Consider the following 12,412-nt stretch of genomic DNA (forward strand, 5'->3'; position numbering starts at 1 on the left):
AGCTTCGGGCTCCGAATCCGGTTCGTGCTCAGCCTCAAGCCCCGGCTCAGCCTCCGTCTCCGGCACCGGCTCAGGCTCAGGCTCAGGCTCCGGCTCCGCGGCCGTCGGCGCGATTGGCTCTGGCGGCAGCTCGATGATGATCGGCTCCATCGGGATGCTCGGCAGATCCGCAGCGCTCACGGTCTCGGCAGCCTTCGCAGCAGAGACGGGCTCGTCGACGATGAGGTCTGCGACGACCTCTCCTTCGACGACTCCATCGTCGGCGAGATCGTCTTCGTCGTCCTTCGGCAGTTGCACGCTCACCTGCGCGGTGCCGCTGAGGATGCCGATCACCGCCGTGTCCATCGACGCGGCGTCATCGAGCATCCCGCGGGACTCATCGTCCGGCGATTCTGCCCTTTTCTTCGGGGTCACGTTGTCACTCCAAGCCTGCGCGGGCCTCGGGTGCGCATTCAGAACTGCGCGACCCGCGCCCGCACAAGATTAGTGTGCCGGACTGATGACGACCAAAAGATCTCCGGCATCGACCTGCTGGGTGGCGCCGATGGCAAGCCTCTCGATGACTCCGTCGACAGTCGCGGTGATGGCCGCTTCCATCTTCATCGCCTCGATCGAGGCGACCGGCTCCCCCGCTCTCACGGTGGAGCCGACCTCGACTTTGAGCGTCACCACTCCGGAGAACGGGGCAGCGACCTGGCCGGGAACCGAGGTGTCGGCTCTCTCGACCTCATGGGCATCGACCGTGACTGCGCGGTCGCGGACGAACACAGGGCGCAACTGGCCGTTGAGTGTGGTCATGACGGTGCGGATGCCCCTGTCATCCGCATCGCCGATGGCCTCGAGACCGACATAGAGCTGCACGCCCCTGTCGATCTCGACGAGATGCTCCTGTCCCTGAACGAGTCCGTAGAGGTAGTCGCTCGTGTCGAGGACGGAGACATCGCCGAACTGCTCGCGTGTCTGCGTGAACTCTCGCGTCGGCGCCGGGAACAGCAGCGCGTTGAGCCGCGCCCGACGAGTCGGGCTGTCGCCCTCCAGAGCCGCTGCATCGTCGGCCGAGATCTCCACCAGGCCCGTCCGCACGGTGCGACCGGCCAGGACCTTCGAGCGGAACGGCTCCGGCCACCCGCCAGGCAGGTCGCCGAGCTCGCCCGCCATGAAGCCCACGACGGAGTCGGGCACATCGTACTTCTCGGGATTCGCCTCGAAGTCGGCCGGATCCGCTTTGACCGCCGCGAGATGGAGAGCGAGGTCGCCCACCACCTTCGACGACGGCGTGACCTTCGGCACGCGTCCGAGGATGCGGTCCGCGGCGGCGTACATGTCCTCGATCAGTTCGAAGTCGTCTGCGAGGCCGAGCGCCTTCGCCTGCTGACGCAGGTTCGAGAGCTGGCCGCCGGGGATCTCGTGGTGATACACGCGTCCCGTCGGGCCGGGCAGCCCGGATTCGAACGGTGCGTACAACCGCCGCACCGCTTCCCAGTACGGTTCGAGGTCGGAGACGGCGCCGAGATCGATGCCGCTGTCGCGGTCCGTGTGGGCGAGCGCAGCCACGAGCGACGACAACGACGGCTGGCTGGTGGTACCGGACAGCGGCGCTGACGCGGCATCCACCGCATCGACTCCGACGGCGCTGGCCGCGAGCAGCGTGGCGAGCTGACCGCCGGGAGTGTCGTGCGTATGCAGATGCACCGGCAGATCGAAGCGCTCCCGGAGGGCGCTCACGAGCTTCGCCGCGGCGGCGGGACGCAAGAGGCCGGCCATGTCCTTGATCGCGATGATGTGCGCGCCCGCGTCGACGATCTGCTCGGCGAGGCCGAGGTAGTAGTCCAGCGTGTAGAGGTGCTCGGCGGGATCGAGCAGGTCGCCGGTGTAGCAGAGCGCGACCTCGGCGACCGCGGTGCCGGTGGCACGAACGGCGTCGATGGCCGGGCGCATCTGCTCGACGTCGTTGAGCGCGTCGAAGATACGGAAGATGTCCACGCCGCTGGCCGCCGCCTCGCGCACGAAGGCCTCGGTCACTGCGGTCGGATACGGCGTGTAGCCGACGGTGTTCCGCCTTCGCAACAGCATCTGGATCGCGATGTTGGGCAGGGCGGCGCGAAGCTTGTCGAGGCGCTCCCAGGGATCTTCGCCGAGGAAGCGCAGAGCGACGTCGTAGGTCGCGCCGCCCCACGCCTCGACCGAGAGGAGCTCCGGGGTGAGCTGCGCTATGGAAGGAGCGGCGGCGACCAGGTCTCTGGTGCGCACGCGAGTGGCGAGCAGAGACTGATGCGCATCACGGAACGTGGTGTCGGTGATCGCGAGCGCCTTCTGCTCACGGAGGCTTCGCGCGAAGCCCTCCGGCCCGAGCTCCTGGAGGCGCTGGCGCGACCCGGCGACCGGAGAGGCATCCGGATCGAGCACAGGCAGTTTGGTACGTGGGTCGATGACACCGGGGTGGGTGCCGTGCGGCTTGTTGACGGTGACATCGACCAGCCAGTTCAGGATCCGGGTGCCGCGATCCTTCGACTCCCGCCCCTTGAGCAACTCCGGTCGTTCGTCGATAAACGAGGTGCTGACGTCGCCCGCGACGAACGCGTCGTCGTCGAGCAGAGCCTGCAGGAACGGGATGTTGGTGGAGACACCGCGGATGCGGAACTCCGCCAGCGCTCTCCGAGCGCGGGCGACGGCGGCCGGGTAGTCGCGCCCGCGGCACGTGAGCTTCGCGAGCATGGAGTCGAAGTGCGGGCTGATCTGCGCGCCCTGGTGCACGGTTCCGCCGTCGAGACGGATGCCGGCGCCTCCCGGCGACCGGTACGTGGTGATCTTGCCGGTGTCGGGGCGGAAGCCCTGGGTCGGATCCTCTGTCGTGATCCGGCACTGCAGCGCCGCACCGCGGACGTGCAGGTTCTCCTGCTGCAGCCCGAGATCGGCGAGTGACTGACCGGCGGCGATGCGCATCTGGCTCTGCACGAGATCGACATCGGTGACCTCCTCGGTCACCGTGTGCTCGACCTGGATTCGGGGGTTCATCTCGATGAACACCACTTCACCCGTGCGGTCCCCGGCCGTCTCGAGGAGGAACTCGACGGTTCCCGCGTTCTCGTACCCGATCGACCTGGCGAAGGCGACTGCGTACCCGTGCAGGGCCGCGCGGATGCCGTCATCGAGGTTCGGCGCGGGCGCGATCTCGACCACCTTCTGGTGACGACGCTGCACCGAGCAGTCTCGCTCGAACAGGTGCACGGTCTCGCCGGACTTGTCCGCAAGGATCTGCACCTCGATGTGACGGGGCCGCACGACGGCCTGCTCGAGGAACATCCGCGGATCGCCGAACGCGCTCTGCGCCTCCCGCATCGCCTCGGCGAGTGCAGGCGCGAGCTCCTCGGCCTTCTCCACGCGTCGCATACCGCGTCCGCCGCCGCCCGCCACCGCCTTGGCGAACAGCGGGAAGCCGATGTCGCCCGCCTCGGCGACGAGCGTCTCGACAACGTCGGATGCCTCCGTGGAACGGAGCACGGGCACCCCCGCTTCGACAGCGTGCCGCTTGGCCTCGACCTTGTTGCCGGCCATCTCGAGCACGTTCGCGGGAGGTCCGATGAAGACGATGCCGTTGGCTGCCGCCTTCTCTGCGAGCTCGGGATTCTCGGAGAGGAACCCGTACCCCGGGTAGATCGCGTCGGCGCCCGCCTGCTTGGCGACCCTGATGATCTCGTCGACGTCGAGATACGCGCGCACGGGATGCCCGCGCTCCCCGATCTCGTAGGCCTCGTCGGCCTTGAGTCGATGAACCGATCCGCGATCCTCGTGAGGGAACACCGCAACGGTTCTCGCTCCGACCTCGTAGGCCGCTCGGAAGGCACGGATCGCGATCTCACCGCGGTTCGCCACAAGGATCTTCTGGAACATGCACACCTCTGAAAGCTCGATGCACGACGCAATCGGCGCACATGGGGCGGGGCTGAGTGTGCACCCAGCCTAGGGGAAGGTAACGTGGTGTTCGTGCACGTACTCAGCGTCAGCTCTCTCAAGGGAGGCGTCGGCAAGACGACCGTGACCCTCGGCCTGGCCTCAGCGGCCTTCGCACGTGGTGTCCGAACGCTCGTCGTCGACCTCGACCCGCAGTCCGATGTGTCCACCGGCATGGACATCCAGGTGGCAGGACGACTCAACGTCGCCGATGTCCTGGCCAACCCCAAGGAGAAGGTCGTCCGCCAGGCGATCACGGCCAGCGGCTGGGCGAAGGTGCACCCCGGAACCATCGACGTGCTGATCGGCAGCCCGTCGGCGATCAACTTCGACGGTCCGCACCCGAGCGTGCGCGACGTCTGGAAGCTCGAAGAGGCACTCGCCGCCGTCGAGGCCGACTACGACCTCGTGCTCATCGACTGCGCGCCGTCGCTCAACGCTCTGACCCGCACAGCCTGGGCGGCGAGCGATCGCGTGATGGTCGTGACCGAACCCGGACTCTTCTCCGTGGCAGCTGCGGATCGTGCGCTGCGCGCGATCGAGGAGATCCGCCGGGGCCTGTCCCCGCGCCTCCAGCCGCTCGGCATCGTGGTGAACCGCGTGCGTCCGCAGTCGATCGAGCACCAGTTCCGCATCAAGGAGCTCCGCGACATGTTCGGCCCGCTCGTGCTCTCACCCCAGCTCCCGGAGCGCACCTCGCTGCAGCAGGCCCAGGGCGCCGCGAAGCCTCTGCACATCTGGCCCGGAGACTCTGCTCAGGAACTCGCAGCCGACTTCGACTCGCTGCTCGACAGGATCATCCGCACGGGACGCATCCCGGTGCCGGAGACGGGCCCGCAGGCCTGACAGCCAGAGACACGAGAACGGCCATCCTCTCCGCGAGGATGGCCGTTCTCGTTGATGGACGGAGTCAGCAGATGCCGAGAGGGCATGCCCACGCTTCGTCGATCAGGATGTCAGGCGGAGCGCTTCGAGCGGCGGACCGAGAGTTCGTCGACCTGGTCCGGTGTCGCGGAGTCGAAGGCGACGAGCGTGGACTCGACCTCTCGCAGGACCTTGCCGACCGCGATGCCGAAGACGCCCTGGCCACGGCTGACGAGGTCGATGACCTCGTCGTTCGAGGTGCACAGGTACACCGAGGCGCCGTCGCTCATGAGCGTGGTGCCCGCGAGGTCACGGATGCCGGCGCGACGGAGCTCGTCGACCGCGGTGCGGATCTGCTGCAAGGAGATCCCCGTGTCGAGCAGACTCTTCACGAGCTTGAGCACCAGGATGTCGCGGAAGCCGTAGAGGCGCTGCGAACCCGAGCCACTTGCGCCCCGAACGGTGGGGACGACCAGCTCTGTGCGAGCCCAGTAGTCGAGCTGACGGTAGGTGATTCCGGCGGCGCGAGCAGCGACTGCGCCGCGGTAGCCGACCTCGTCATCCATCGCCGGGAGACCGTCGGTGAAGAGGAGTTCGGGCACGAACCGCGGGTCGCCTGCACGCTCATCCGCATTCATCTGGAAATCCTCCCTGGAGCTGTTACCTCCACGCTAGAGCAGCCCCCGTGCACCGGCAATGACATCCGTGTGACCCCGAAGGTGTGTCGCAATCAGTTCGTTACGAAAGCAGTCGTGTGAGTGCTTCCTTGACGAAGAGCGAGCGCACTTCGTCGATCTTCGCGGCGAGCGTCGGAGCCATCTCGCTCGCTTTGGCGCGCGATGGCGCATCCGTGCGTCGCAGAAGTGCCGACATGGCCGATTCGATCAGCGCGACCTCGCGATCCGCACCCTGTCGCAGCGAACGCAGGTGACGGGGCTCGATGCCATGGCGGTCGAGCGCGACCAGACCACGCAGCAGCGTGACGGTCGCTTCGGAGTATGTCTCCTGAGCGATGATCACGCCGGTGCTGATCGCATCGTTGAGGAGCTGCGGCCCCGCCCCGGCGGCGGAGAGAAGCTCTTCCCGCCGGTAACGGCGCGGCGCCGGCGCGATCGACGGCGGCGGGGCGAAGGCGGCCGAATCGCCGTTCGCCTCAGCCTCGTCGAGCTGCTCGCGGATGACGCTGAGCGGCAGGTAGTGATCGCGCTGAAGCGTGAGCCCGAGGCGGAGACGCTCGATGTCGGCCTGTGAGAACTTGCGGTAGCCCGACTCGGTCCGCGAGGGCGAGACGATGCCCTGCACTTCGAGGAAGCGCAGCTTGCTGGAAGTGAGTTCGGGAAACTCGGGAGTGAGTCGCGCCAGCACCTGGCCGATGCTCAGAAGGCCCGCGGACGCGGAGCGTTCGCGGGCGGAGGATGCCGCCATCAGGCGTTCGCTGCGGCGCGATCGGCGGGAGAGGCGAAGAAGTTCAGCCGGAACTTCCCGACCCGCAGCTCCGAGCCGTCGACGAGGGGGCTGCGATCGACACGCTCACCGTTCACGTACGTGCCGTTGAGAGACCGCTGATCGATGATCTCGAAAGATGCACCCGAGCGCGTGATCTCGGCATGACGTCGAGACACCGTGACGTCGTCGAAGAAGATGTCGGCCTCGGGGTGTCGCCCGACCGTGGTCACATCGGTGTCGAGGAGGTAGCGCGCGCCGGCGAGGGCGCCGGAGCGCATCAGCAGCAGAGCAGAACCCGAGGGGAGCGCCGCGATGGCGCTCTGCTCGACGTCTGTCAGTTCGACCCCGAAGGGCACGAAGGAAAGATCCGAGTCGTGTCCGAACGTCTGCGTCACATCGTGTCGCTGCTCGCCGGAACGGTGGATCGCGGCATCACCGGCCTGTCGGCCTTCGCTGTCTGTCACTTCTGCCCTCCTAGTCCTCCAGACTAACGGATCAGGGCGAGGTCGCGGCATCCCGGTTCTCACTCAGTCGACGCATACCGCGTGTTCCTAAGCTGGACTCGTGAAAACCGACGTCCGAGGCCTCCCCGCAACTCCGATCGCCCTCGCCGCAGCCCTGCTGACCGCCTTCCTGGTGCTGGTCTCGCCGCTTGCGGCCTCGGCGCACGACAGTCTGATCTCGTCATCCCCCGAAGCGGGCAGCACGGTCGACACCCTGCCGTCGGAGCTGACGCTGGCATTCAGCGCCAAGCTCATCGATGCCGAGGGCGCCACCGAGGTAGTCGTCACCGACGCATCCGGCGCGTCCGTGACAGACGGTCCGGCGAGCGTCGACGGGGCGATCGTGACCCAGCCACTCGCGGCCCAGGGCGCGGCAGGCACGTACGACGTCACGTGGAAGGTCGTCTCGAGCGACGGGCACCCGACCTCCGGGCAGTTCTCCTTCACGGTCGCCACGTCCACCGTCGTCGAACCGACCGCTCCCGAGGGCACCGCGACTGCCGAGCCGACGCCGCCTGCACAGACGGCAGCGCCCGCCCCCACAGCCAGCGATGCCGCTGCCGATACCGCCGCACCCGCCGCCCCTGAGGAGTCCTCGGCGTCGCCCGCCTGGATCTGGATCCTCGCGATCGCGGGCATCGTGATCCTCGTCGTCGCGGCCGTCATCGCGGTCGCTCTCAAGGGGCGCCGTGCGAGCTCCTCGGAGCACTCCCCTGGCCCTTCGGGCCGAGACTCCGACGCACCCGCAGAGCGATAGGCTTAAGGCATGCCACACTACGATGTCGTCATCCTGGGTGCAGGTCCCGGCGGATACGTCGCTGCGGTCCGCAGCGCGCAGCTCGGTCTGTCCACCGCCATCATCGAAGAGAAGTACTGGGGTGGTGTGTGCCTCAACGTGGGCTGCATCCCCTCCAAGGCTCTTCTGAAGAACGCGGAGCTCGCGCACACCCTCAACCACAAGGCCGACTTCTTCGGCATCTCGGGTGAGTTCACGATCGACTACGGCAAGGCGTTCGACCGCAGCCGCGTCGTCGCCGACGGTCGCGTCAAGGGCATCCACTTCCTGATGAAGAAGAACAAGGTGACCGAGTACGACGGTCGCGGCACCTTCACCGGCCCCAAGGCGATCTCGGTCGCCAAGGCCGACGGCACGACCGAAGAGGTGACCTTCGACAATGCGATCATCGCGACAGGATCGAAGGTGCGCCTGCTCCCCGGCGTCCAGCTCAGCGACAACGTCGTGACCTACGAGGAGCAGATCCTCAGCCGCGAACTGCCCAAGTCGATCGTCATCGTGGGCGCCGGCGCCATCGGCATGGAGTTCGCCTATGTCATGACGAACTACGGCGTCAAGGTCACGATCATCGAGTTCCTCGACCGCGCACTCCCCAACGAGGATGCCGACGTGTCGAAGGAGATCGCCAAGCAGTACAAGAACTACGGCGTCGACATCCTCACCTCCACCAAGGTCGAGTCCGTCGTCGACAACGGCTCGTCGGTCACGGTCTCCTACACCGGCAAGGACGGTCAGCAGTCGTCGATCGAGGCCGACAAGGTGCTCATGTCGGTCGGCTTCGCCCCCAACATCGAGGGCTTCGGCCTCGAGGCCACCGGTGTGAAGCTCACCGAGCGCGGCGCGATCGAAATCGACGACCACATGCGTACCAACGTCGAGGGCATCTACGCCATCGGCGACGTCACAGCCAAGCTGCAGCTCGCCCATGTGGCCGAGGCGCAGGGCGTCGTGGCTGCAGAGACCATCGGCGGCGCAGAGACCCAGACGCTGGGCGACTACCGCATGATGCCGCGCGCGACGTTCTGCTCGCCGCAGGTCGCCTCGTTCGGACTCACCGAGCAGCAGGCCAAGGACGAGGGACGCGAGATCAAGGTCGCGACGTTCCCGTTCATGGCCAACGGCAAGGCGCACGGGCTCGGCGAGCCCGTCGGTTTCGTCAAGCTGATCGCCGACGCCGAGCACCTCGAGCTCATCGGTGCTCACATGATCGGACCCGACGTGTCGGAGCTCCTGCCCGAGCTGACGCTGGCCCAGAAGTGGGACCTCACGGCCCTCGAGCTGGCTCGCAACGTGCACACGCACCCGACGCTGTCGGAGGCGCTGCAGGAGGGCTTCCACGGCCTCGCAGGTCACATGATCAACTTCTGATCACCGCGATCGACTCGAAGGCCCGGCACGCTCACGCGTGGCCGGGCCTTCGTGCGTCATGACGCCGCGTCGGCGTGCGTGCGCAGCTCCAGCCGTGAGGGGAGGCCGAAGCGCACGGTCCATCCGGACGGCACGACGGAGGCGAGTTCTCCCCTCGTGTACGAGCGACGGATGCTGATGAGGCCGTCCTCTCGGATGAACGATCCTCGGAACAGCGTGCTCGCGAGGAGCCACGTCGCGGCGTCGTACAGCCCGTATGCGAGTCGAGTGCGGGCGATGTCGCGGTGGACCACCACGCCGCCGGCGTCGACGAGCGCGTCGGAGTCGCGAAGCAGGCCGTCGAGCTCCGCCGCGGTGAGGTGGTGCAGCACGTGATTCGAGAAGACCACGTCGTACTGCTCGCCCTCCGCCACGAGATCCGACGAGAGGGCGCAGCGATATCGGATGCCGGCTCCTCCGTCGTGCTCTGCCGCCCAGCGCATCGCCCGCTCGTCGGCATCCAGCGCCGTGATCTCCACATCGAGCCCTGCTCGCCGCGATCGCGCCGCGATCATCCGGCACACGTCTCCCCCACCCGCGCCGATGTCGAGGATGCGGATCGGGCCGCGGCGGGCGCGCGGCAGGATGTCCCGGCGATAGAGCAGCCCGGGCCGCGAGACCAGAGCGTTGACCAGACGGAAGCGCGCGTAGGTGCGCTCGAGCATCGCGATGTCGGCATCGGGATCGTCCATGAGCTCGCGCATCTCGGTGGCGCGCGTCGAGAGGTCGTGCCTCACGAGACGCCGGTCGTGACCGTCATCAGCGCGCTCTCGGCGGTCAGCCCGGGGCCGAAGGCCATCGCCGCGACGCGAGACCCCTCGATCGCACCGTCGTCGAGGATCCGCTTGATCACGAAGAGCACGGTCGCGCTCGACATGTTCCCGTTCTCGCGCAGCGTCTCACGGGCGGGGTGCAGTTGATCGTCGCTGAGATTCAATCGCTCCTGCACGCGGTCGAGGATGCTGCGTCCGCCGGGGTGGATCGCCCAGTGCTCCACCCGCTCCCCCACACGCCCCTCGTCGAACGCGGCCGCGAGCTCGCCCTCGCGCGTGTAGAGCGGACGGATCGCGCCGATGATGGTCTCGCCGATGATCTGAGGCACCTTGGTCGACAGGATCATCTCGAAGCCGTGGTCGCCGATGGTCCAGGCCATGTCCTTCTCACCCTCGGCGGCGATCGCGGTATGGAAGCCGTCGAGGCGGACGGACGGCACCGGGGTGGCGAGGTCGCGCGCCGTGACGATGCCTGCCGCCGCTCCGTCTGCGAAGAGGGAGTTGGCGACGATGAGATCCGGGTCCTCTGATGAGCGGAGATGCACGGTGCACAGCTCGACGCTGACCACGAGCACCACGGCTGTGGGGTCAGCCGCACAGAACTGGCTCGCCGCACGGAGCGCCGGCAGCGCGGCGTAGCAGCCCATGAAACCGAGGTGATAGCGCTGCACGCTGTCGGAGAGACCGAGGCCGCGAACGATCTCGTACTCGGGACCGGGTGCGTGGAAGCCCGTGCACGATGCTGTGATGACGTGTGTGATGTCCGCGGCGACGATGTCGGGGTCTGCGTCCACGGCGCTGCGCGCGACCTCGACGAAGAGACGCGACGCCTCGCGCGTGTAGAGGTCGTTGCGCGCCGCGGTGCCGGGCGACTGCAGACGGCCCGTCGCCCGGTCGAAGAACATCGTGTCGTCGGTGTCCGCCGTGGGCGAGAGCTCTCGGATGACGGTGTGACGGGTGTCGATGCCCGATCCGTTGAACGACGCCCCGATGATCCGCTGCGCGAGGCGTCCGACGTCGGGCTGCGAGGCGAAGATGTCGCGCACCTCGTGCTGCTCGATGACGGTGTCGGGAACGATCGTCCGCAACGAGCGGAGTACGGCAGAGCGGGTCATGCTGTCACTCAAGCATGCCCGCGCGCCGCCGCGGAAGGGGGTTGCGCCGTGGGTCAGAAACCCAGAGCACGGGCGAGTTTCGAGCCGGATGACGCGTCGCGACCCCCGGCTTCGGAGATCACCCGCTCCGCGGCGTCGAAGAGGGCTTCGCGCCCTGCCGCATCCGCGGGAGCTGCCGGACCGAGTTCGAACTCCCACTCCCGCCATTCACGCTGCACATCGTGTCTCACGTCGGTCGCGCGGACGCGATCGTCGACGAACTCGGCGACCACCCCGGCGTTGCCCGTGAGCAGGTATGCCGTTCGGGTGTTCTCGATCCGCGCGAGCGGAGTCAGCGCCCCCGTCGCCCATCGCGAGACGGCGGCGCTCACCGCATCCGGGATGCCGTCGTCGTCGCCGAGAGGCCAGCCGATCTCGAGGCGTCCGTCGCCCTCCCTCGGCCCCTTGATGTGCCATCCGGCATCGGGGCCGCCGGTGCGGTGTCGAAGTGCGACCCCTGAACGGGACAGCTGGGCGTCTGCCGTGTCGAAATAGCGCGCGTCGAGTTCGCGCACCTCGCCTGACGACACGGCCTCCACTCCGGGTATCCCGACCCACGCCGGAAGCGGAGTGGTGTCGTCGACGTCGTACTTGCGCTCGACCTCGACGACCCTGGACGGTTCGGAGTGCGACTGCGGAGCGGGGTGGTGCTCAGTCATCCGAGGGATTGATCTCCTCGAGTGCTTCGTCGTACCAGTAGTCGATCTCGGTGGGACCGTCATCGCTGCCGGTGTTCTGCTCGTCACCGCGGCGGTTGTACACCACCTGCGTCTCGCTGTAGGGGACGATCAGCTTGTCGTCCGCATCGTCGAGGGGAATGATCTGCCCGTCGAGCGGGCCTCCGTGGAGTCGTGCGAGTGCCATGTGCTTCACCCTAACCCCGACTCAGGTGATCGGTGCGTCATGCCACGAGTATGCCGAGCATCGCCCCGATGATCATCCACGGTCCGAACGCGATGCGAGTGGACCGATCCGCCCTGCGCAGCGACATCAGCACGGTGGCGTATATCGCCCCGAGCACGAACGCGGCGGCAGCGCCCACGGCGAGCGCCCGCCACCCGTGCCAGCCGAGCACGAGGCCGATCACAGCGGCGAGCTTCACATCGCCTCCTCCCATCCCCTCGCGGCTGGTCAGGCGCAGCAGCGCGTAGAAGCCCCCGAGGATCAGCATGCCGGCGCCGGCTCTCACCGAACGCGCAGTCTCGCCCAGGAGCGCGTCGAGGATCACGAGGGCGAGGAGTGCCCCGAGGGTGGGCAGCACGATCCGGTCCGGCAGCCGGTGCGAGCGGACGTCGATGACGAGGAGGGCACAGCCCACCGCGAAGAGTGCGAGGTGCACCACGATCAGAGCCAGGGTGCGGGGATCCATTGGGGAAGGGTAGAAGAGATGCGGGAGGCCGCGGAGAGCGGTGTGGATAACGTCGCCCGAGGCGCCGCGCCCGGCCTCGGCACGGTTCCGCGAATGTCGGACGTTCGAAATAGAGTCATCATCTCCAGTTGATTTACTAGTACATATAT

At 67.6% G+C, this 12,412-nt stretch carries 12 protein-coding genes and 1 pseudogene; 3 read left to right on the plus strand and 10 right to left on the minus strand.

All coding sequences use genetic code 11. The features are described from left to right. A pseudogene (locus tag AC3WS6_RS12905) lies at positions 1–414 on the minus strand (hypothetical protein); the annotation flags it as partial. A 69-nt stretch (positions 415–483) separates the two neighbouring features. Next, on the minus strand, positions 484–3,891 hold the full coding sequence (locus tag AC3WS6_RS12910; protein WP_492501381.1) for a pyruvate carboxylase: 3,408 nt from the start codon (positions 3,889–3,891) through the stop codon (positions 484–486). Positions 3,892–3,984: 93 nt separating this feature from the next. On the opposite strand from AC3WS6_RS12910, the gene AC3WS6_RS12915 reads away from it, so the two are divergent. Next, positions 3,985–4,797, plus strand: coding sequence for a ParA family protein (locus AC3WS6_RS12915; protein WP_201471632.1), 813 nt, complete (start codon positions 3,985–3,987; stop codon positions 4,795–4,797). Positions 4,798–4,907: 110 nt separating this feature from the next. Here the strand turns inward: AC3WS6_RS12915 and AC3WS6_RS12920 are convergent, their stop codons facing one another. From AC3WS6_RS12920 to AC3WS6_RS12930, 3 genes are all read right to left on the minus strand, one after another. Then, positions 4,908–5,453, minus strand: coding sequence for a MerR family transcriptional regulator (locus tag AC3WS6_RS12920; RefSeq protein WP_492501382.1), 546 nt, complete (start codon positions 5,451–5,453; stop codon positions 4,908–4,910). Between the two features lie 100 nt (positions 5,454–5,553). After that, on the minus strand, positions 5,554–6,240 hold the full coding sequence (gene ftsR / locus AC3WS6_RS12925; RefSeq protein ID WP_492501383.1) for a transcriptional regulator FtsR: 687 nt from the start codon (positions 6,238–6,240) through the stop codon (positions 5,554–5,556). Further along, positions 6,240–6,725, minus strand: a complete 486-nt coding sequence (locus AC3WS6_RS12930) for an FHA domain-containing protein (RefSeq protein WP_492501384.1) — start codon at positions 6,723–6,725, stop codon at positions 6,240–6,242. Before AC3WS6_RS12930 ends, ftsR begins: the two co-directional genes overlap by 1 nt. Before the next feature lie 100 nt (positions 6,726–6,825). On the opposite strand from AC3WS6_RS12930, the gene AC3WS6_RS12935 reads away from it, so the two are divergent. Together AC3WS6_RS12935 and lpdA are read left to right on the plus strand one after the other, a co-directional pair. Further along, the gene (locus tag AC3WS6_RS12935) at positions 6,826–7,521 is read left to right on the plus strand and encodes a copper resistance CopC family protein (protein ID WP_492501385.1); all 696 of its coding nucleotides are present in this window, start codon (positions 6,826–6,828) and stop codon (positions 7,519–7,521) included. Between the two features lie 9 nt (positions 7,522–7,530). Further along, complete coding sequence (gene lpdA / locus AC3WS6_RS12940; RefSeq protein WP_492501386.1) at positions 7,531–8,928, plus strand: dihydrolipoyl dehydrogenase; 1,398 nt, start codon at positions 7,531–7,533, stop codon at positions 8,926–8,928. Between the two features lie 56 nt (positions 8,929–8,984). On the opposite strand, the gene AC3WS6_RS12945 is transcribed toward lpdA, so the two are convergent. Genes AC3WS6_RS12945 through AC3WS6_RS12965 form a run of 5 tightly spaced genes read right to left on the minus strand, consistent with a single transcriptional unit; the run spans position 8,985 to position 12,263 of the window. Continuing rightward, complete coding sequence (locus AC3WS6_RS12945; RefSeq protein ID WP_492501387.1) at positions 8,985–9,704, minus strand: methyltransferase domain-containing protein; 720 nt, start codon at positions 9,702–9,704, stop codon at positions 8,985–8,987. Beyond that, positions 9,701–10,855: a type III polyketide synthase gene (locus AC3WS6_RS12950; protein WP_492501388.1), complete on the minus strand. Its 1,155-nt coding sequence runs from the start codon at positions 10,853–10,855 to the stop codon at positions 9,701–9,703. Before AC3WS6_RS12950 ends, AC3WS6_RS12945 begins: the two co-directional genes overlap by 4 nt. Before the next feature lie 53 nt (positions 10,856–10,908). Continuing rightward, a complete protein-coding gene (locus tag AC3WS6_RS12955) occupies positions 10,909–11,553 on the minus strand; it encodes a CYTH domain-containing protein (RefSeq protein ID WP_492501389.1) in 645 nt (214 codons plus the stop codon). Next, complete coding sequence (locus AC3WS6_RS12960; protein ID WP_492501390.1) at positions 11,546–11,758, minus strand: response regulator; 213 nt, start codon at positions 11,756–11,758, stop codon at positions 11,546–11,548. Before AC3WS6_RS12960 ends, AC3WS6_RS12955 begins: the two co-directional genes overlap by 8 nt. A 37-nt stretch (positions 11,759–11,795) precedes the next feature. Next, positions 11,796–12,263 carry a prepilin peptidase gene (locus AC3WS6_RS12965; RefSeq protein ID WP_492501391.1) on the minus strand — a complete coding sequence of 156 codons (468 nt, stop codon included), beginning with the start codon at positions 12,261–12,263 and terminating at the stop codon, positions 11,796–11,798. Between the last annotated feature and the right edge of the window lie 149 nt (positions 12,264–12,412).

It is taken from the genome of Microbacterium sp. EB106-03-03-XG65 (genome assembly GCF_058791955.1).